The sequence below is a fragment of the Thermostichus sp. OS-CIW-31 genome (assembly GCF_054060305.1).
This window is the reverse complement of the sequence record NZ_JBSSDA010000026.1, coordinates 18,178-36,704: the sequence shown is the minus strand read 5'-3', so window position 1 is coordinate 36,704 and position 18,527 is coordinate 18,178. Positions and strand designations below refer to the sequence as shown.

At 56.2% G+C, this 18,527-nt stretch carries 16 protein-coding genes and 1 pseudogene; 12 read left to right on the top strand and 5 right to left on the bottom strand.

Going from position 1 to position 18,527, the window contains the following annotated elements; all coding sequences use genetic code 11:
• The first annotated feature begins 303 nt into the window (after positions 1–303).
• Positions 304–864, top strand: coding sequence for a formylmethanofuran dehydrogenase subunit E family protein (locus ACVWY9_RS12785; RefSeq protein WP_457388746.1), 561 nt, complete (start codon positions 304–306; stop codon positions 862–864).
• Between the two features lie 132 nt (positions 865–996).
• On the opposite strand, the gene ACVWY9_RS12780 is transcribed toward ACVWY9_RS12785, so the two are convergent.
• Positions 997–1,596: a Uma2 family endonuclease gene (locus ACVWY9_RS12780; RefSeq protein WP_414399424.1), complete on the bottom strand. Its 600-nt coding sequence runs from the start codon at positions 1,594–1,596 to the stop codon at positions 997–999.
• A gap of 316 nt (positions 1,597–1,912) precedes the next feature.
• On the opposite strand from ACVWY9_RS12780, the gene csx2 reads away from it, so the two are divergent.
• The 10 genes from csx2 (at position 1,913) to cas2 (ending at position 13,159) form a co-directional block, all read left to right on the top strand.
• Positions 1,913–3,253 carry a TIGR02221 family CRISPR-associated protein gene (csx2, locus tag ACVWY9_RS12775; protein ID WP_457388744.1) on the top strand — a complete coding sequence of 447 codons (1,341 nt, stop codon included), beginning with the start codon at positions 1,913–1,915 and terminating at the stop codon, positions 3,251–3,253.
• Positions 3,254–3,555: 302 nt separating this feature from the next.
• On the top strand, positions 3,556–6,543 hold the full coding sequence (gene cas10, locus ACVWY9_RS12770; protein WP_457388742.1) for a type III-B CRISPR-associated protein Cas10/Cmr2: 2,988 nt from the start codon (positions 3,556–3,558) through the stop codon (positions 6,541–6,543).
• Positions 6,540–7,679: a type III-B CRISPR module-associated protein Cmr3 gene (locus tag ACVWY9_RS12765; RefSeq protein ID WP_457388740.1), complete on the top strand. Its 1,140-nt coding sequence runs from the start codon at positions 6,540–6,542 to the stop codon at positions 7,677–7,679. Before cas10 ends, ACVWY9_RS12765 begins: the two co-directional genes overlap by 4 nt.
• 75 nt (positions 7,680–7,754) lie before the next feature.
• On the top strand, positions 7,755–8,525 hold the full coding sequence (gene cmr4 / locus ACVWY9_RS12760; RefSeq protein ID WP_457388738.1) for a type III-B CRISPR module RAMP protein Cmr4: 771 nt from the start codon (positions 7,755–7,757) through the stop codon (positions 8,523–8,525).
• Positions 8,526–8,549: 24 nt separating this feature from the next.
• Positions 8,550–8,948: a hypothetical protein gene (locus tag ACVWY9_RS12755; protein WP_457388736.1), complete on the top strand. Its 399-nt coding sequence runs from the start codon at positions 8,550–8,552 to the stop codon at positions 8,946–8,948.
• The gene (locus tag ACVWY9_RS12750; RefSeq protein ID WP_457388734.1) at positions 8,948–9,589 is read left to right on the top strand and encodes a Uma2 family endonuclease; all 642 of its coding nucleotides are present in this window, start codon (positions 8,948–8,950) and stop codon (positions 9,587–9,589) included. Before ACVWY9_RS12755 ends, ACVWY9_RS12750 begins: the two co-directional genes overlap by 1 nt.
• A 30-nt stretch (positions 9,590–9,619) precedes the next feature.
• Positions 9,620–11,563, top strand: a complete 1,944-nt coding sequence (locus tag ACVWY9_RS12745; protein ID WP_457388732.1) for an RAMP superfamily CRISPR-associated protein — start codon at positions 9,620–9,622, stop codon at positions 11,561–11,563.
• Between the two features lie 29 nt (positions 11,564–11,592).
• Positions 11,593–11,892, top strand: coding sequence for a CRISPR-associated protein Csx18 (csx18, locus tag ACVWY9_RS12740; protein WP_414406322.1), 300 nt, complete (start codon positions 11,593–11,595; stop codon positions 11,890–11,892).
• Complete coding sequence (gene cas1 / locus ACVWY9_RS12735; RefSeq protein ID WP_457388730.1) at positions 11,892–12,881, top strand: CRISPR-associated endonuclease Cas1; 990 nt, start codon at positions 11,892–11,894, stop codon at positions 12,879–12,881. The genes csx18 and cas1 overlap by 1 nt, the downstream gene beginning before the upstream one ends.
• Positions 12,881–13,159 carry a CRISPR-associated endonuclease Cas2 gene (gene cas2, locus ACVWY9_RS12730; RefSeq protein WP_414329659.1) on the top strand — a complete coding sequence of 93 codons (279 nt, stop codon included), beginning with the start codon at positions 12,881–12,883 and terminating at the stop codon, positions 13,157–13,159. Before cas1 ends, cas2 begins: the two co-directional genes overlap by 1 nt.
• A gap of 926 nt (positions 13,160–14,085) precedes the next feature.
• Here cas2 and ACVWY9_RS12725 read toward each other — a convergent pair.
• Positions 14,086–15,087, bottom strand: coding sequence for a CHAD domain-containing protein (locus ACVWY9_RS12725; RefSeq protein ID WP_457388727.1), 1,002 nt, complete (start codon positions 15,085–15,087; stop codon positions 14,086–14,088).
• Positions 15,088–15,336: 249 nt separating this feature from the next.
• On the opposite strand from ACVWY9_RS12725, the pseudogene ACVWY9_RS12720 reads away from it, so the two are divergent.
• Positions 15,337–15,520 (top strand): annotated as a pseudogene (locus ACVWY9_RS12720) (hypothetical protein); the annotation flags it as partial.
• Between the two features lie 43 nt (positions 15,521–15,563).
• On the opposite strand, the gene tmk reads toward ACVWY9_RS12720, so the two are convergent.
• The 3 genes from tmk to rdgB form a co-directional block, all read right to left on the bottom strand.
• Positions 15,564–16,214, bottom strand: a complete 651-nt coding sequence (tmk, locus tag ACVWY9_RS12715) for a dTMP kinase (protein WP_457388748.1) — start codon at positions 16,212–16,214, stop codon at positions 15,564–15,566.
• Positions 16,215–16,504: 290 nt separating this feature from the next.
• Entirely contained in the window at positions 16,505–17,755 is a 1,251-nt protein-coding gene (locus tag ACVWY9_RS12710) for a hypothetical protein (protein ID WP_457388725.1), read from the bottom strand.
• Between the two features lie 111 nt (positions 17,756–17,866).
• A complete protein-coding gene (gene rdgB, locus ACVWY9_RS12705; RefSeq protein ID WP_011432468.1) occupies positions 17,867–18,478 on the bottom strand; it encodes an RdgB/HAM1 family non-canonical purine NTP pyrophosphatase in 612 nt (203 codons plus the stop codon).
• Positions 18,479–18,527 lie beyond the last annotated feature (49 nt).

Below are 18,527 nucleotides of genomic sequence, written 5' to 3'. Positions count from 1 at the left end.
TCTGCCATTTGTTTTCATCTAAAAAAACCAACTTCATCCTCTTTCCTCTATAAATTATTCTCTCTATCCTAACATAAGATCAACACGACCTAGTACTACCCTTACTCCTGCAGGGGCCTGTGCTCAACGCCCAGGGGCTTACCTCTGACAATACCATTGGTCTTAGCCCTCTTCAGCCAGGAGGTGATTTTCGGAAGAGTTCCCAGAAGAGGGCTGGATCCCCTACCCCCGCATAGGCAACCTCGAAGGGTAGAGCTTAGGATGGCTTGACCCATCTCCTCTTTATCAGCTCTCTCGCTGCCTATGAACCTGTCATCCATTGCCAAGCCACAGCAGCTTTCTCTTTTGCTGATCGCACTTCAGCTAACTCTGGGAGCACCAGCGACAGCTCATCCGGTCACCAGTTCTGCAACGGACTCGACGGCGGCGGCCATTCAGCGAGTAACGGAAATTCATGGCGGAGCTGGCCCTTGGGCCGTGGTCGGCTATCGCATGGGGATGCGCGCTCTGAAAGAGCTGGGCTTGGTGAGTCAAACTCCCCACACTTCTAGGAACCGTTTTCTGGTGGAGGTCATTCACGAGTCGCCGGCAGAGATCCCGTTCGTGTGCATTGTGGATGGCTTGCATGCTGCAACAGGGGCCAGTTTGGGCAAGTTGAACTTGAAGCTGGTGGAGGTCGAATCTCTTGAAAAAATGCGCAGTGTGGTCATCCACCGAGAGACCGGCAAGCGGGTGGAGTTTCAAGTTTTGCCCGAGTTTATTGACAAATACCGGAACTTGCCCCCGGAACAACTGGCGGCTGCAGGGCAGGAAGTTCTTCAACTGGCCGATGAGAAGCTTTTCCGTCTCGCCATTAGCCCATAGCAGGGAATATCGCTTCGGGATCCCTTCGGCATTCCTGAGCCAATCAGCTCCAGACCTAGATGGGTGGCCACCTCTGCCGGATGCTCTCTTTCTGGAACTAACTCTGATTATCGTGGGCTCGCTAGGTACCCCCTAAGGGATCCGGGCTTGAGCGAATACATCTTGAGGGATCACCTTTAGACCCGGCAGGAAATCATCTTGAATGGCTTGGGATCCCGTAAAGGTGCGCGGCGGGGCATCGGGATAGAAGACGGTGATGCTCTTGGCTTGGGGATCCACCACCCAAACCCTGGGGATCCCAGCTTCTAGATAATCGGTTGCCTTCTGAGCTATGGCTCCAAAACTCTGGCCAGGAGAAAGGATCTCGATCACCAACTCGGGAATGGCAAAACAAGGTTCATCGGTCATGGCCTCAACCGGCAATCGCTCGTTAGAGATGTAAGTAACATCAGGAACTGGGATCCAGGGCTCTGCCTTTCGTGTTAAAACAACTGCCCACTCAGTATGTGCTGACCCAGGCTTAGGACACTCAGGGCTAGAGCACCAGTCCTCCAAAATTTGCCACAACACCGGTTGGAGACGAGCATGGAAGCGTTTTGGCGACATGGGTTCGTTTTTGGAGACGGCCCGCCCATCGACTAGCTCATAGACAATATCCCCCTCCGGCAAGGCCAGAAACTGTTCGGGAGTTAGCTTTTGACCTGAAATGGACAACTCTGGAGTCGATAGCATCACAGGATCCCCGTTGTTTAGGATGGCCGAATCTCTGTCTAGGCTAGCTCTGACATCCCCCACCTTCACCGTTTTGAAACAGTTGTCGAGCAGGGATCCAAATCCAGCGGCAAGATGGCTCCACTCAATTTTGGGGGTAGAGATCCCCATCTTTCTGGCACCGGCTGAGCAGAGGATGCCACTTTTCGGGAGAGGATAGGGCAACATTCAACCCAGAACCCTCTCCAGGCAACTTGAGAAGGGGGGGCTTCCAAGCTGCAGTAGCTTGAAGATGCCCGTGCTTCAATGCTTGAAAGCCGTCATCGAGAGGATCCCTATGGCTAATACCCTTTTGACCACTCTAGGCACCAGCCCCTACAGCGAGACGGTGTATGTTTTTGGGGAGCGGAAAGCCGATAGAACCCGTTATGTTGCCAAAGCCCTCTGTCAGCTCTTTGACATCGAGAGGGTGATTGTGCTGCTAACCCAAGAAGCACATGACACCCATTGGAAGCATCTACAGGACTGCCTACCCCCCCACGTGGAGAAAATTGCCAAGGCCATTCCTGAAGGGAAAACCGAGGCAGAGACCTGGGAGATCTTCGATGTGCTGGTCGATAGCATCGAGCCCCATACGCGGCTGGTTTTCGATATCACCCACGCCTTTCGCTCCATCCCCGTACTGGTGCTCTTGGGAGCCGCCCTTTTGCGCAAGGCCAAGAATGTAAATATTCAGGGGCTGTACTACGGTCTCTATCTCAAAGACCAGCAGGAAACACCCATCATCGATCTCACCCCCGCCCTTCGTCTTTTGGACTGGCTGACGGCTACCGACAAATTCATTAGCACCGGCTCGGCGCTGGAGTTGGGCCAACTTTTGGATACAGTTCAACGGGACTTTTACCGCCGACAAAAGTCTGGCAAAGGGGATCCCAGACCTACTCGGCTGCAAAGCTTTGGCCGAGCCATCCGCAATGTTTCCCGCTCTCTTGAACTGGTAAGACCTGTCAATCTCCTAAAAGAGGACTTGCCCAATTTGCAAAAGCACTCCACCGCGGATCTGGAGCAAGAGGTGGGTCAATTTGCCAAGCCTTTTGGCCTGCTGCTGCGAAGCATTCAGGATAGCTACAGCCAACTGGCTCTACCCGCGGACAGGGCTTCGGATCCCAAAGCCCAAGTTCAAAAGCAATTTCAACTGCTGCGCTGGTATGTAGAAAAGCGCCTCATCACCCAAGCTCTTCTACTGGCCCGGGAGTGGGTGGTCTCCGCCCTTTGCCTCTGTGAGGGGATCCAAAACTACCTCGAACGAGAAGAGCGGCAGGGAATTGAACACCAGTTGGCATCCCTCATTCCACGAGAAGACCAGCCCCTTGGAGATCCCCCTGCGACTGGCGAATCGGGCCGATCCCTCATCCCACGGGAAGACCAGCCCCAGGCGCTTCCTCCTATTACCGCCCATGTGCCCGACGCCAAGCAGCTTGCCGATCTCTGGTCTCGCCTCAGCGAATGCCGCAACGACATGGCTCATGTGCAGATGAATCCAAACCCCTTCAACAGTGAAGTTCTGGAAAACTTCGTTTTGCGGGATCTGCTGCCCAAGCTGGAGGCACTTTTCCCCGACTTAAGCCAGCCAGCGTCTTCCGGAGAATTGGAAGTGGGTATTTCCAAGACTCTGTAGGCTGAAGGCGTCGGTAACTGGAGAGACGAATATCCTTGGGCAGGGATCCCAGCCTCAGGCTCTTTTTTCTCAAGAGGGTTTCGAAAGGCAACAGAAGCTCACAGCGTCCATCTTGGCTGACCTGGAGAACTACTGAAGAAACTCCACAGGTACCCAGGGATTGACGGATTTTGCTTTGTAGCTTCTGTAGCCGTTGCATCGGATACCTGCTGGAGTGAAGTCTATTTCTTTATCTTGAAGGGCGCTGTAGGGTTTCCCTACTTCCCTTGTCTAGTTTCTTAAGTTTCTGGAGTGAACATGCCATGTCTCACTACTGGCAAGCTAAGCTCTGGGGTCTGTTACATGATCCCGCCCTCAAAGCCCTACACGACAGGACTGGCCGCTCCAAGGAAGGGCTGTGGACCAGACTGACGGCGATGCAGGGATGGTCTTCTCCCAAAGCCGAGGGATCCCCTCTCAGAGGTGTGGGAGATGCCGATCTCATCGCCTCGGCCAGCGACCGGGCTGCCATTGGCCATTTGCCTGTAGCCATCGACTACCAGGTTGAGGATCGCGGCCAGGGGTTAGGCTCTGGACTGGAGATGAGCCATCTGCTCTCGGGGCGCAAGCACTTTTGGCAATTGGCCAATGAGCAACACCAAGCCCTCAAGAATGCCCGCTCCCGTGCAGACTACCTGATGGAACGGGAGGAGAACGCCATCCCTGATTGGGTTCGGCAGGAGACGGATCCCCAAAAAGTGTTTTGGTGGTTTTGGCGGTGCTTTCCCCAAGCTATTTGTCAGGAGTTTGGGGATGAGAGCTTGCTGCTATTGCCGGCAGAAACCCGGCTGCCAGACGGATCCCTGTGGAGCCACGCCAGCGTCACCGCAGCCTTGGCCGGATGCTTGGCCGGCTACGAGGAGCCCACGCGACCCTTTTTGGTGAGCTTTACCTTCAACCCCATCCAAGAGTTGATCAAAGCCAGCCGCAAGATGCGGGACTTCTGGGCTGGCTCCTGGCTGCTGCACTACCTTTCTGCCCGCATGAGTTGGCGGCTTGCCGAGAAATACGGCCCCGACTGTCTGCTCTACCCCAGCCTCTACGGCCAGCCGTTAATCGACCACTGGCTGCGGGAGAAGTACCCCGAATTTGAAGAATGGATCCCTCAGCCTTCGCCTAACGCCCTGCTCACCGCCGGCTTTCCCAATGTGCTCCTGCTGCTGCTGCCAGAAGAGCGGGTGGAGGCGGCCATGCAGTTTGCCCAGCAGACCCTCAAGGAAGAATGGAAGCAGTTGGCCCAGAGGGTGCTGGATCACCTGCAGGCGGATCGCCACTGGATGGTGCAGTTGCACCCAGAGGATCCCTCCTGGGGAGGGTGGCTAGAGCACCAGTGGCAGCACTACTGGGCAGCCGTGCCCCTGGGATCCCCGGCTCATGCCCTCAAGGATACCGGCATCCTTAGGCCCCCTCATGTTTCCATTGATGCGGATCCCTGGGTCAGCGCCCAAAACCGCACCCATCACCTAGAGGCCAAGCAAAAGCTCTTCGGGGATGAGGAGCTGGAGTTTCTGCGGGCTAGCTTTTGGGATCCCAAAAAGCAAGAGCGCCGCCAATACAAGGCCGGACTCAACGTGGGATCTTGGTGGGCAGCCGCAGTGGAGCAAAGTCGGCGGCTACAAGCCGCTTGTAAGCAGGCCCGCGATTGGCAGCTCCCCGTTGCGTTTGGGCCGCGCAGCACCGTTTCGGGCTTGGGGCCGGTGGTGCATCCCTCACCGCGGCAGGGGTGGATAACAGAAGGGGAGAGTCGGCGGCTTTGGCAACGGCAGGCCGGGCTCTTCGATGGCCGGGAACAGCTCAATGCCACCGAAACCCTCAAGCGGGGCTTGTACAAAGTGCTGCCGGAGCTCTTCCGCGAGCTGGATGAAGACCAGATTGCCGCTTCCTACCCGGATCTCACCGCTGGCGTAGCCGGCTACCTCAAAACCCAAGGGCGACGGGAACGAGAGCACTTCGAGCAGGCCTGTCAGGCAGTGGAGGCCCGCTACCCGGAGGTCAGAGGGGTGCTGCGGGAAATGCGGGGCAAATGGGGGATCCCGTGGGCCGACCGGCAGAACCTGCGCTACCATCCCCGTCTGCTCAATGCCGGTTGGCTGGTGGAAGACCTGGAGCTGGACGAGGAAACGCAAAGAAGCTACCGGCAGGACATCGAGACGCTTCTAGGCCGCTACTACCCCAGCGTTAACCCCGCCAGTTGGTACGTGCTGGCTGCCGGGGATGGGGACGACATGGGCAAATGGCTCAGGGGCGAGAAGATGAAATCCTACTACGACTATCTGCCTCAACCCCTACAGCGGCTGGCCAACGGGCAAACGGAAGCCATTGGCGAGGTCTTTGGCAAGGACAAGGAGGAGCTGGAGCAAGTCAAAGACGCTTTTCAGAAGTTTGTCAAAAACAGCCGCAAGCGCATGGGGCCTGCCACCCACAGCGCCCTAAGCCGCGCCCTGCTGGATTTTTCCGGCCAGTTGGTGCCCTACCTAACAGAGCAACGCTATGCCGGCAAGCTCATCTACGCCGGTGGGGACGACGTTTTGGCCTACACCAACCTCTGGGAGTGGGATGGCTGGCTGTGGGATATTCGCCAGTGTTTCCGGGGGGGAGAGGATGACTGGCGGGAGTTTGAGAACCTGGGGGACTACTGGCAGTGGAAAAAAGGGCGGCCTCCCGAAGGTTTGAGCCAGCGCCCCCTCTTTACCCTGGGATCCGCAGCCACCATCAGCTTCGGCGTGGTGATTGCCCATCACTCGGTGCCTCTGGCCATTGCCCTGGAAAACCTTTGGCAGGCGGAAGAAGAAGCCAAGGGCCACCTCTATGCCCATGGCTGCCCCAAAGACAGCGTGCAGGTGCGGGTGCTGTTTGCCAATGGCAACCAACTGGTGAGCACCAGCAAGTTCGACACGTTCGACAAGTGGAAGGATCTCCTTGATTTTGACTGGAAGCTCATGGGCCAGCAGCAGGATCAAAGCTCCTTGTTTGAGCAGGCAGCCCAACTGTGGGAGCAACATCCTGCCCCCAGCCCAGAGGCGGTGCCAGCCTGGGCCACGCTCTTTTGCAGCCGCCGGGATCTCTTCAAACAGGAATCGGAGCAGAAAGAGCACTTCCAGGCCAAGCTTGTGGAGTTTATCCAGCATTTTTGGCAGCACAGCCTGCCCGCCCAGCCGCAGGCGTGGGATCTGGAGATCAAAAACTGGTTCAAGTTGGCAGCTTTTGTGCTGCGCAACCGCACCGTGAAATTGGGGAGGAACGGCCGATGAGTTGGTTTACCCTATCACCCTTGGATGTGTGGATGTTTCGGGATGCCAAGCCCTTTGCGCCGGGAGAGCGGGCCTGGGCCAATAGCAGCTTTCCCCCCAGTGGCCACACCTTGGCCGGGGCTGTTCAAGCCTACCTGGGCCAGCCGATGACGCTGCGGCTGCGGGGCCCCTTTCTCTGCCACGACGAAAGGCTCTATTTCCCCGCCCCTCTGCATCTGGAAGACGGATTCCCCCTTGTTCCCGTTCCTTGGTTGGACGAGAGGGATCCCTACTTCCATTGCCACTGGGATCCCACCCGGCCAGCCCCGTTGGTTTCCTTGAGGCCGGTAGAGGAGGAACCCGAACGCAGCCAGAGCAGCAAGAAGAAAAAAACAGGAGGCTACCTGCCCTTCGAGGTGGTGCAAAAGGCGCTGGAAGGCAAAGGCTGGGATCTCAGCCAGGCCGTCAAGCCACCGCTGAAGTATGAAGTGCGGCCCCACAACACCCTGCAGGTGAGCAAGCGGCAAGTGCGAGAAGCCGATGGCTACTTTGTGGAGACCTGTATCCGTCTTCAGCCGGGCTGGAGTTTGGCCCTTTCCATCGAGTGCTGGGATCCAGATGGCGAAGCCTGGGATCCCTTGCCCCTGCAGCAAGAAGTGGTTGTGCGGCTGGGGGGAGAAGGCCACGGTGCCTTGCTAGCCCCTTGTCCGAAGTTGCAGGCGCAGTGGCAGCAGTTGCAGGCCCTTTCTCAGGCTACCTTTCGCCAAGCCCGACGCGCTTTGGCCTACTTGGTGACCCCAGGTGTGTTCATCAAAAAGGTGGACGGGCGTTCCCTCTGCCGCGCCTGGCCGTGGGAATGGCGATTGGCCACTCCCCATCCTGCTCACTCCCTCACCGGCCCCCTGGTGAGCGTGGCCACCGGCAAGCCCGTTCCCATCAACGGCCGCCTGCGGGTAGATCACCCCCAAGAGCCGCGACAGATGAGCCTACCCGCTCCTCAAGTTTTTGCAGCGCCTCCTGGCAGTGTCTACTACCTGGAGCAACCGGCCCCCCTCAACCAAGAAGAGCCCGAGCTAGAAGATGGCCGGCTCAACGTGTTCTATCGCTGGCGGCTTTTGGGCTACAGCGAATTGCTTTGGCTCCGTTGGGCCGACTGAGCGCAGGTGTTTGAAGTTCTGTTTCAGGCAGGTGTTTGAAGTTCTGTTTCAGAGTTGATGAAGGAGTGTTTTCCTATGGCTTTTCACGTAGTCTATCTCACCTTATTGACCCCTCTGCACACCGGCGGCACTGCCCAAGAAGGGAACCTCTTGGGGATTGCCCGCGAATCCCACACCCATTTGCCCTACATCCCTTCCAGCACCATTCGGGGCAGGTTGCGGGCCAGTGTGACTGATAAGCACAAAAAATTTGAGCTCTTTGGCAACGAAATTGGGGAAGGGGATCAGCTGACCCAGGGATCCATTTGGATTGGAGATGGCTCCTTGCTTTGGATCCCGGTGCCCTCCCTCAGCCACGGGGTGGTGTGGATAAGCTGCCCGCTTCTGCTCAAGCGCTGGCTGCGGCTAACAGGCCAGAATCTGTCAGTGCCGGATCCCTATAGCACCAACTTGGGAACAAACCAGCCTATCTACCTCAAAGATGCCATTCTCAAAGAGGGTCTCAAACAATGGTCGGAATGGAAGAGCTACACCAAAGATCCTAATATCAGTCGCGTGATTGTTTTACCCGATCAGCACTGTGCCACCCTCATTCAAATGAGCCTGTGGCGGCAGGTGAAAGTCAAGCTTAGCGAGCAAAAGGTTGTGGAAGGAGGCTTCCGCTACGAAGAGGCTATTCCTCCCGATAGCTTGATGTACTTTACCTGGGGGGTTACAGCCCAAGCAAATGGCAGTTCTCGACAGACAGCAGAAGAGTTTCAAAAGCTGCTGCAATCTAACCAGATTATGCAGATTGGCGGCCAGGAAAGCTTGGGCCGAGGCTTTGTGGAGCTGTCTTTGAACTAGATCTCAACCTAGGAGGGAGGTTTTATGAATAGCTTTGATCCGCGCACAATGGCCAAGCCCGTTTACGAATCCCTGTGCCAGCTCAGAGCACAAACCAAGGATACAGAAAGGCTAAAAGAGCAAAAAAACCAGGCTGTGGAGCTCTACACCTATCTTTCTACTTGGGGCCTGCTGCGCCTCAAGGCCGAAGAAGATGCCCTTAGCCAAGAGGGCAAAAAAGAGGTGGTCAAGGAGTTTTTCGATTGCCTAGAAAAGATCTCCGGTCAGAATGGAATCTCCAAATCCGACGGCCTAGATCGCCTCATGAGATTAGAAGTTGAAGAGTACCTGGGCTTAACAGGACTGGGACTTGCCTTGGCACAAGAATTCAGCTTCTGGGCTACAGCCATTTACCATGACGATGACGTTAGCGGAGGGGACTAATGAGCGTAGCCATTCCAATCCAGTCTATTTCCCTGTGTGAAGGAAGCCAAGTGGTCATCCATTCGCTGACTTGGCAAGACTTTGAGAGCATCTTGGAAGAGTTAGGGGAAGACCGCCACACTCGCGTTGCCTATTACAACGGCACGTTAGAGATCATGTCTCCCTTGTCCAAACATGAGCGCCCTCACCGCATTGCCGGAGATATTGTGAAAGCTCTCCTTGATTCTCAAGGGAGAGACTGGGAAGACTTTGGCTCAACAACCCTTAAAAAGTCTGGCAGTGCTGGGGTGGAGCCTGACACCTGCTTCTATGTCAATAACCTGGAGCAGGTGCGAGGGTGTGAGGGAAGGATCGATGTCGATCTGTTGCCTCCGCCTGATCTGGCCATTGAGTCCGACATTACTTCCCGAACCTTTATCGATGCTTATAAAGCTACTGGTGTGCCCGAAGTTTGGATCTTGGGTGAGCGAAGTTTGCGGATGTTTATTCTGCAGGGAGAAGACTACGTAGAATCGAGCTGCAGCCGGCTTTTTCCAGACTTCGACATCTCCAGTCTTGTACCTCAACTTATTCGACGCGCCTTAGAAATTGGCACCAGCGCTATGTTGCGCGAATTTCGGGAAACGCTTCGCAATTCCTAATACTGCTTTCCATCTTTAGGAGAAGATCAAATGCCTAGCAATCGTCCTGCCAACGCTCCACAACCCCTTCCCCGTCCCGGAGGCTCGCCCCAGCAGCGGGATCCCAGCCGTCTGCCAAGTTCAGGAAGTCGAGGAGGAGGCCATCCCCCCAATCAGAGAGGGGGGAGTGGTGGTGGAGGGGGCGGCAACCATTCCCAACCTTCTCCCTGGTTAGGACATCCCTCGGATCCCAGTCCCAACCCAGATCCGACGGCGAGCTTTATTGAATATCTGCGGTGGATGAGAGCTCCAGCAACTCCTTTCAAAGACGGAACCAAAGTCGATCTGGTGCACCAAGTAGAAGCAAAGGCAAACTACGGAGCGCGCCTGCAAGTTCTAAATGCTCGCATCAAACGCATTGCCGGAGAAGAAAACACTTTTCAGGTCACCTGTCCCTGGCGAATTCGGGTGGGTGGAGCCAAAGGCCCGGAAAGCATGCTGCTGCCCGCTTTTGATCACTTGGGGATCCCCTACATTCCCAGCTCCACCTTGCGGGGGGTAGCCCGCACCCAGGCTATTCGAGAGTTGATGCGGAAGCACAACCTGTCTTGGAAAGAGGCGGATAAAGCAGTGGCACCCTGGCTTGGGCACCTGGAAGCTGAGGATAAAGATAGTGCTGGCAAGGTGATCTTTTTGGATGCCTACCCCGTGCCAACCCGGCCTCAAAGACAAGGGGATCCTGATAATTCCAAAACAGGAGGTCTAGCTGTCGATATTGCCAATAATATCTGGAAGTGGAACGGTCAAAATCTTGAATACTCACCTAATCCCAACCTCTTCTTTTCTCTCAAGCAAGCCACTTTTTTGATTGGCCTGCGCAAAGGCCCAGGCTGCACCGACGAGATGTTAGCCCAAGTGAAAGAATGGCTTATCCGCGGGCTGGAGCAAGGAGTGGGATCCCAAGTCAATACCGGCTACGGTCGGCTGATTCAAACTGGCAAAACTCTATCTCAATACAAGGGAGAATTCTTACGACTGCCTTTTGAGCTGGAGGGTCAGTTGATCCACGGGCGGCAAGTGGTCAACTGGAGACCTGATAGGAACCGGTATGACAACAAATCAATTGCCGAAGTCCGACCGGTAGCCTTTAAGAACATGCTGCGCTACTGGTTTCGAACCTTTGCCCTGGGTGTTTTGCCCGTGAAGCAGGTGCAGGAATGGGAGGGGCAACTTTTTGGGGCCATCACTCCCCAGCAAAAACACGGCTGGATCCATGTGGATCTTTTGAAGGGGCGAGTAACTCAACCAGAGCCGGAACCCAACCAAGCGGGAAAGGGAGAAGGGATCCTCATTCTCAGCCTTTCTGAGGAGTGCCACAACCATGCTTCAAAGGAGAAGCAGGAAGCAGTGCAAAAGCTCTTTCGGAATCTAACCTGGATGCTGTTTCACCTGGGAGGTATTGGCCAGGGGGCAAGAAGGCCCTGCTACTCTCGCCAAGACCGCGGTAGAGCTCCTTGGTGGCGGGGATCCACCCTCATTCCCAACTCCGAAGATTCATTTTGGAATCTGCCAGAGTCGGTAGAGGAATTCCAGAAACTCTTTCAGAAGCGGCTGCGGGGCTTTTTTGAAGCACTCCAGGTTTTGACTGGGCAGGCCATTGATCCCAGCAATCCCGGGAGCTTTGGTCAGGTCAGCAAAGAAAAGTTGCCTGAAGCTGTGGATGCCCATTGCAGGATTGTAGTCTGCAGCGGCCCAAAAGAGTTTAATAAGCCCTATGCTTTGGCTGTTTTGCACAAGGTAGGCAAGATAGCGCCAGGAAAATACGACAAGTTTCTCTGCGGCGACACAGGCACGCCGTCCCCTGTTTGGATTGCAGATTTGGATGACTATCAGGTGGTTACCGTTTTTAGGGCAACGGTGAATCCTAGGAAAAGTTATCTTGAACAGCTCAGGAAAAATGCTGATGATTTTGGAATAATCTGGCCCTTGAAGTAGAGATCTTGGAGAATCTCTGGAGGAATAAAATGTCCAAAAAGAGGATCAATGCCAAAGTTCTTAGAAACCTTGTTACAGCTGTGGTCAACGGCTCGATCACGCTGGCCATCCTGCTAATTGCTCCTTTGGGATTGGCAGCCGTGATTACCAATACCATTCTTGTCGCGATTGCCAGCTTCTTTTCGGGCAGTCTGGCCGAGATCGTGATGGATTTCTTGTCAAGTCCTGAAATTGATGTGGAGATTTTACCGGAGCGTGGCCGCTCTAAACCCGGCAATGCCATAGATCAGAGGCGAGGCGCTGAAGATCTGCGTCGTCATGACGAATAATGCGAACTTTATATGTCTCTCAGCAGGGGTGTAGGCTAAGCCTTAAGCAAGAGTTCGTAATGGTCTATTTGGGCGAGTCGCTCTTGCAGGAGGTGCCTCTACCCTTGCTGGAGCAAATTTTAATCTTTGGCCGATCCCAGGTAACCACCGATGTGGTGAGAGAGTGCTTGAAGCGTAATATCCCCATCGCCTATCTCTCGCGGCTGGGCTATTGCTATGGTCGCCTTGTTCCTATAGAGAGGGGGTACCGCCGCTTAGCTCATTTGCAACAAGCGCTCCCTGAAGAATGGCGATTGCAAACGGCAGCCCAGATGGTGCGAGCCAAGCTGCTCAATAGCCGGGTGCTGCTGATGAGGCAGCTCAGGCAGCGCCCCACTGAAACAGGGGATCTGACCCTGCGCAGTCTGGAACATTTGGCTGCTCAAGCTCTTGAGGCCAAGTCTCTAGATCAATTGCGGGGCATTGAAGGAGCGGCTGCGGCTCTGTATTTCCCGGAATTGGGAAATTGCCTTCAGCAAAGGGGCTTTGTTTTGCTTAACCGCACTCGACAGCCGCCCACTAACCCGGTTAATGCCATGCTCAGCTTTGGCTACATGGTGCTCTGGAACCATCTATTAACCCTGATTGAGCTGCAAGATTTGGATCCCTATCAGGGTTGCTTGCACGCTAGCAGTGAACGCCATGCTGCTCTGGTTTCGGACTTACTGGAAGAATTTCGGGCGCCTATTGTAGATTCAATAGTCCTCTGGCTGATCAACAAGGGCATTGTGAACATCGAAGAAGACTTTGAGCATCGCGATGGTGGCTGTTTTCTAAGTGATAGTGGCAGGAAAAAGTACCTTACAGCTTTCATCCAAAGAATGGAGGGATCCATCCAGACCCCTGACGGAGATCAACCCCGCTGGGATCTGCTAACGCAGCAAGTTAAAAAGTTTAAGCAATCCGTCTATAATCCTCAAGATTTGTACCAGCCCTACCGGATTCGCTGATGTTTCTTTATGTTGTTACCTACGATACTCCCTGCGACAAGCGACGCAAGAAAATTGCCGACCTGCTAGAAGGCTACGGCAAGCGCGTGCAATACAGCGTGTTTGAGTGCGTCCTCGACAAAGACAAGTTCGAGGAGCTCAAACTGCGGCTCCGCAAGAAGATCAAGCCCGAGGAAGACAGCGTCCGCTTCTATCCGCTCACTAGCTATGTCCTCGCCCAGGTGGAAATCTGGGGTGGGCCTGCCCTGACTGCACCCCCCAGCTCGGTCATTGTGTAGCTCAGGCAAGTCTCTTCCTACTTAAGCACTCGGTGTTTCCAAAAGCACACTCAAACGGTATCAACGCCTGCGCGAGCGATCCGCCAAAAGCCGCAAAGGCCGATTCTTTCGTCCGATCCCTCGACGCCTTGCGCCACAAGGCTTTCCGGCCCCAAAGCCCCCTCGCCAGCACCCTTTTTGCCGACTTTTTTCCGGATCCCTCGCAAATGGGTCTTGCATTCCTTACCCTGCTTGGGTTTAAATAGGGGTGGAGGGGATCCCTAGAAATTGGAAACGCCTGCCCGAGAGGTGGATGTTTTCCCTAGTTAAGGGAGTATGCGGGATTTCTAAGGGGATCCCTAGAAATTGGAAACGCCTGCCCGAGAGTGTTCCAAGTTGGGCAGTAGCAGGTAGCACCCTGTAAGGTGGGGATCCCTAGAAATTGGAAACGCCTGCCCGAGAGGGAGGCTTCCCGGCCCGCAGTGGAGCCGTCAATCCACTGTTTGGGTGAATCCCCGACGCAGGGCTCTGGACCAACCCTGAATCTGGGAGGAACCCCAAGCCGACGAAGCCTGGTCCACTCCGTCGGTGAGGAGAGAAAGCCCCCTCCACCTTCTCTCCTTTTTTATTTTTAGGCAGACCTATTTCTCACTGCCGAATAGGAGGATAGGAGGAAATATGTATACTGGTTCCCCCTTCGGGGGGATCCCTAGAAATTGGAAACGGGTAGGCCGTAAACGCCCCCATTACATAGTAATGGGGTTCCCCCTTCGGGGGGATCCCTAGAAATTGGAAACAGTCCGCACCGAGGAGTCGGAGGCAGTACCGGATGGACTTCTGTTCCCCCTTCGGGGGGATCCCTAGAAATTGGAAACCCTATAGCCACAAAAAATCCCCCGCCAATAAGGCGGGGTTTTTCCTTCGGGGGGATCTATAGAATTGGAAACCTAGGGATCCCCAGTTGGAAAGAAATTGGAAACAGAGAAAAGATTAGAGTAAAGCCGGTGCTGCTCGGCAGAGACCAGGCAGCGCTGTTGGTGCTCAGGCCACTCCTGGAGGGCTAGTTTTTGTTGTTCCTGGAGAAGGGTTTGTAGGTCTGAGTCTGCAGGCAGCTCGCCTTGCAAAACCTGCAAATCGTTAAAGCGGCCCAGTTGATCCTGCAAGCACTTCAGGGTTGCTATCCAATCTTGCATGGTTTCCCCGTAAAAGGGCGCAAAAAACTCCACCTGATAGCGCAGCCGTTTGGTGGCCTTGCGCAGCTCGTGCAGTTGCTCAGCTTGGGCTTCCGTTGCGGGGAAAGCAGGGATCCGCCAGCCTGGCTGCAGCAGCCACTGGGCCAGCAGGGGAGTCAGCAAGTGGGGCAAGCTTTCCGGCAAAGGCAGCTCCGCCTGGGGCTTATAGCGGGGGTGAGCCAGCCACTGCTCGCAGGCAGCTTGAAACGCCAGGAAGTCAGCATCTTCCAGAATGCGGCGGGAGCGTTTCTCGGCTTGGGTTCGACGTTGCTGCAGATCTTGTTTTAGCTTCTCCAGTTCTGCCTGCTGGGCTGCCGGGATCCCTTCCCAGCAAGGTTCCTGCAGGATTTCCAGCAGCACGTCCAGATCCCGCTGTTTGCCCAAAGCACTGGCCAGCTTTTGCAGGCGTTTGGGCTTGAGAGGCTTGGGCAGCCGGACGGATCCCTGAAACACCTGCACCCAAGTGCCAATACGGCGCAGGGTCACCCGGATTTGGTGAAGAGACTCTGCCGCTTCTGGATGCTGGGTCAGAACTCGCTTTACGTGTTTCTGCAGCCGCTGCCATTGCTGGCTCAACAGCTGGTGGGCCCAGGCGGCCACGGTTGGCAAGGGCGCAGATGAGGGCAAGGTCAAGTGCAAGGACTCCGTCCCGCTGACGCGAAAGGACTCCGTCCCGCTGACGCGATCGGTTTTCAGCTCAGCAGCAACAGCGTCCACAGCCAGTCTCCTCTACCCAAAACGAGAACCAAGAGGGCAGCAGGCTCTTTTCACATAGGTCATCCAGCCTAGCTTGAGGTTACCCCCGCCTCTTCCTTTTTAACCTAATCTTAACCTTGGTAAACCGAGCAGGCTGTGGCCAGGGAAACTGTCGCGAGCTTTGGCCTGTCGCGCCATTCCCGTCAGCGGAACAGAGCATGACTCTAGTCAATAATAAGCTCAACTATACTGAAAATAATGTATAATATGTTCAGTACGGATTACTACCAGTTGATCTTTCTGTTTACTTTCGAGTCTGCCAACATGGTAGCCAAAGCAAAGCAGAAAATTGGTAGTAAGACGACACGGAAACTGCGCTTTGGGTATTCTACTCAAAGCTTTGCGGGATACCGCCATTCTGTTTGGAAACAAACAGAATGCTATCGCTGCATAGTTGAACAGTGATGTTCAGCAATGTTCAGCGTAAATGTATCAGTCTAGGGCTCCCGGCCTGCTGTCGCAAGTGGTAGGCGGGGTTCGACCACTGACCAGAGGCGGGCAGCCACCTCTGCCGGGGATCCCTGGGCTGAAATGCGGACAATCCGCTGTGGTTCTGCAGCGGCCAGGGTTTCGAATCCGCAGTAAACCCGCCGGTGGAACTCTAGGCCTTCTTGCTCGTTAGTGCTCTGCACCGCTAGCTCAACTGCGCCAGAAGAACGGGAGCGAGCCCGTTCTAGCCCCACCTCGGGGGGCAGATCCAGCCACAGGGTGAGATCCGGCTGTAGCCCGTCGGTGACCCATCGGTTGAGCTGCCGGATCTTCTCCAAGTCCAGCCCCCGACCGTAGCCCTGGTAGGCCAGGGTGGAATCGGTAAAGCGGTCACAAACCACCACCTGCCCTGCCGCCAGAGCCGGCGCGATGACTTTGCTCACGTGTTCAGCCCGATCCGCCGCGTACAGGAGCAACTCCGCCAGAGGACTAAAGGGATCCCCGTGCAGCAACAGCTCCCGCAGCGTTTTGCCCAGCGCCGTGCCCCCCGGCTCGCGGGTACACAGGCAAGCGTAGCCTTCTTGGCGCAGCCGCTCAACCAAGAGGGCCTGTTGGGTGGTTTTGCCCACCCCTTCCCCGCCTTCTAGGGTGATGAACACACCGTCGTCCTGATACATTCACGCTGAACTCTCCTGAACATGGTTCAGGAAAGAAGCGATCGCATCCTGCCTATCTCTGAGCAGGAAGGCGGTATCCCGCAAAGCCCTGAGGAATACCCCCCGAGCGCTTTCCCCCTTCACTTCCCGGCAACCGTTGCGGTGGACTCAAGGATCAGGGGGAAACTTGGTCTACTATATCCCTCTCAATGACTTTTGCCAAACCGCCTAAAGCTCAGTAAATTCAGCAAAGTTCAGGGTTTTGGGGGTTAGAGGCATGCTCTGCAGGAGGGTTAGCGCAGGTTGAGTTGGGGCTGCAAATTAAAGGAGTGCCCCGGCACCACCACGTAGACGTCGGGGATGTTGGTGGGCTCCAGGCTTTGCAGGGCTAACCCTTCGATGTTGGAGCGCAGGGCGTTGTTGATGGTGGCTTCCAGTTGGGACAAAACCTGCGCCTCGTTGCCCTGAGCGGCCAAGCCAGGAAACTGGCTGTACACGGCGCGCGCCAAGCTGCTGGCCAAGGGGAGCTGGATCAGGGTGAGGTTGGATCCCCCCAGCTGGGGGCCCAAGGTGTTGGCCCGGCCGCGGATGCCCAAAGCTTGGAGGGCATTGGCCGTTTGGCTGACGGGGATGGTGCAAGTATCCATCTTGTAAACGGGCACTGAGGCCATGGTCAGAGCAGAAACGCTGGTCAGTTGCACCACAGTAAAGGAGGCAGTGCCGTTATAGGCAAAGCAAAAATCGCGAAAGGCTGCGGGCACATTGGCAGCGCGGATGGGGCGCTCATCGTCAAAGCCGCCCGACTCGGCGAAGATGTTGCGGATAGCGAATCCCCCGAAGAAGGCCAGCAGGGCCACCACCAGCAGGATCGTCAGATCGGAGGAGGAGACCCCCCCGCTGGAGCTGCCGCCTCGCCCACCACCGCCATATCCCCCACCGCCAACATAGCTGGAGGTGTAGCCGTAAGCCGCGGAACGGCTGTAGTCACTGCGGTAGCCGGATTCCCCAAGGACTCCGTCCCGCTTACGCGAGCGGCCAGCAAAGGACTCCGTCCCGCTACCGCGAAAGGCAGAGGAACGGGCGGATCCGTCGTAGCCGCGGTTGCTGGAGACAGAACGGCGGGAAACCAGGGCTTGCCCAGGACGCTCACCGGCTCCAGGGGATCCTGCAGCGGCTTTCTGCCCCCCCTTTTCGCTGTCAACACGAGACCCCTCGTCTCGGCCAGTCTGGGGGGAGCGGTTGGAAGGGCGAGAAGTGGCCCCTTGCGCGGACTCCCTGTAGCTATCCCGCCCATTCTCCAAGGACTCCGTCCCGCTACCGCGAACGTCCAGCCAATCTTCTGCGCCTGCAAAGGTTGAGCCCTCTTCCGGCAAAGGGGGTGGGGAACGACGACTTTGCCGCTCCCTTCCTTCACCAGAGTTTGCAACCGAGGAGACCGCGGCTTCCTCACCGGCAGAATCCGGGGAATGGCGGCTGGGATCGGGGGCAGCAGTCCGTTCCGCTGCTGCAATGGGATCTTGATCCTCAAACTCAGAAAAACCCATAGTTCTTCGAGCGCTCCCCTCAGCTGCCAAGGCAAGACGGCTTTCAATTTCACTCCCCCGAAGGGAAGGGACTATTGTATGCTAGCAGCTCCCCAGCCAGGACATCGGATGCTATTCCTGGGATCCAAGCCAGCCCATACGCTTCTCCAGGAGAGGCAACTGCGCTTTCAAGGCGCGCAAGGCTCGGCCTCGGTGGCCGATGGCCTCTTTTTGAGCTGGGCTCATCTCGGCAAAGGTTAGCCCCACTTCGGGCACCCAAAACAGGGGGTCATAGCCAAACCCCCCCTCTCCCCGCGGCTGGGTCAAGATCTCTCCCGAGCATACCCCTTCCACCAGGGCATGCACTACACCTTGGGGATCCACCAGGGCGATGGCGCAGTGAAAGGTGGCTCGGCGATTTGGGATCCCTTCCATTTCCCTGAGCAACCGCTCGATGCGGGCAGCATCGTTGGGGGCATAGCGAGCCGAGCGGATCCCAGGGACGCCGCCAAGGGCTTCTACCGCTAGGCCGGAATCGTCGGCAATGGCCCACTCCCCCAGAGACTTGGCCACGGCTCTGGCTTTGAGAAGGGCATTTTCGGCAAAGGTGGTGCCGGTTTCTTCCACCTCAATTTCTGAGGGCATGCGGCGCAGCTCCCAAGCAGGGGCATGGGCCTGGAAAAAGGCATTGAACTCGCGCCATTTGCCGGGGCTACTGCTGGCCAAGATCAAAGGACGGGTCATGGAAGGTTCCTACGAGTGGAAATCTGAGGAGGCGGAAGGCTGTCCAAGG

What these genes read in the sequence shown, in the direction of transcription:
- ACVWY9_RS12765 (WP_457388740.1), top strand. Translation starts at nt 6,540, where the DNA reads ATGAGTTGGTTTACCCTATCACCCTTGGATGTGTGGATGTTTCGGGAT.
- cas10 (WP_457388742.1), top strand. Translation starts at nt 3,556, where the DNA reads ATGTCTCACTACTGGCAAGCTAAGCTCTGGGGTCTGTTACATGATCCC.
- ACVWY9_RS12710 (WP_457388725.1), bottom strand. Translation starts at nt 17,755, where the DNA reads ATGGGTTTTTCTGAGTTTGAGGATCAAGATCCCATTGCAGCAGCGGAA.
- csx2 (WP_457388744.1), top strand. Translation starts at nt 1,913, where the DNA reads ATGGCTAATACCCTTTTGACCACTCTAGGCACCAGCCCCTACAGCGAG.
- ACVWY9_RS12745 (WP_457388732.1), top strand. Translation starts at nt 9,620, where the DNA reads ATGCCTAGCAATCGTCCTGCCAACGCTCCACAACCCCTTCCCCGTCCC.
- rdgB (WP_011432468.1), bottom strand. Translation starts at nt 18,478, where the DNA reads ATGACCCGTCCTTTGATCTTGGCCAGCAGTAGCCCCGGCAAATGGCGC.
- cas2 (WP_414329659.1), top strand. Translation starts at nt 12,881, where the DNA reads ATGTTTCTTTATGTTGTTACCTACGATACTCCCTGCGACAAGCGACGC.
- cmr4 (WP_457388738.1), top strand. Translation starts at nt 7,755, where the DNA reads ATGGCTTTTCACGTAGTCTATCTCACCTTATTGACCCCTCTGCACACC.
- csx18 (WP_414406322.1), top strand. Translation starts at nt 11,593, where the DNA reads ATGTCCAAAAAGAGGATCAATGCCAAAGTTCTTAGAAACCTTGTTACA.
- ACVWY9_RS12750 (WP_457388734.1), top strand. Translation starts at nt 8,948, where the DNA reads ATGAGCGTAGCCATTCCAATCCAGTCTATTTCCCTGTGTGAAGGAAGC.
- ACVWY9_RS12780 (WP_414399424.1), bottom strand. Translation starts at nt 1,596, where the DNA reads ATGCTATCGACTCCAGAGTTGTCCATTTCAGGTCAAAAGCTAACTCCC.
- ACVWY9_RS12755 (WP_457388736.1), top strand. Translation starts at nt 8,550, where the DNA reads ATGAATAGCTTTGATCCGCGCACAATGGCCAAGCCCGTTTACGAATCC.
- ACVWY9_RS12785 (WP_457388746.1), top strand. Translation starts at nt 304, where the DNA reads ATGAACCTGTCATCCATTGCCAAGCCACAGCAGCTTTCTCTTTTGCTG.
- cas1 (WP_457388730.1), top strand. Translation starts at nt 11,892, where the DNA reads ATGCGAACTTTATATGTCTCTCAGCAGGGGTGTAGGCTAAGCCTTAAG.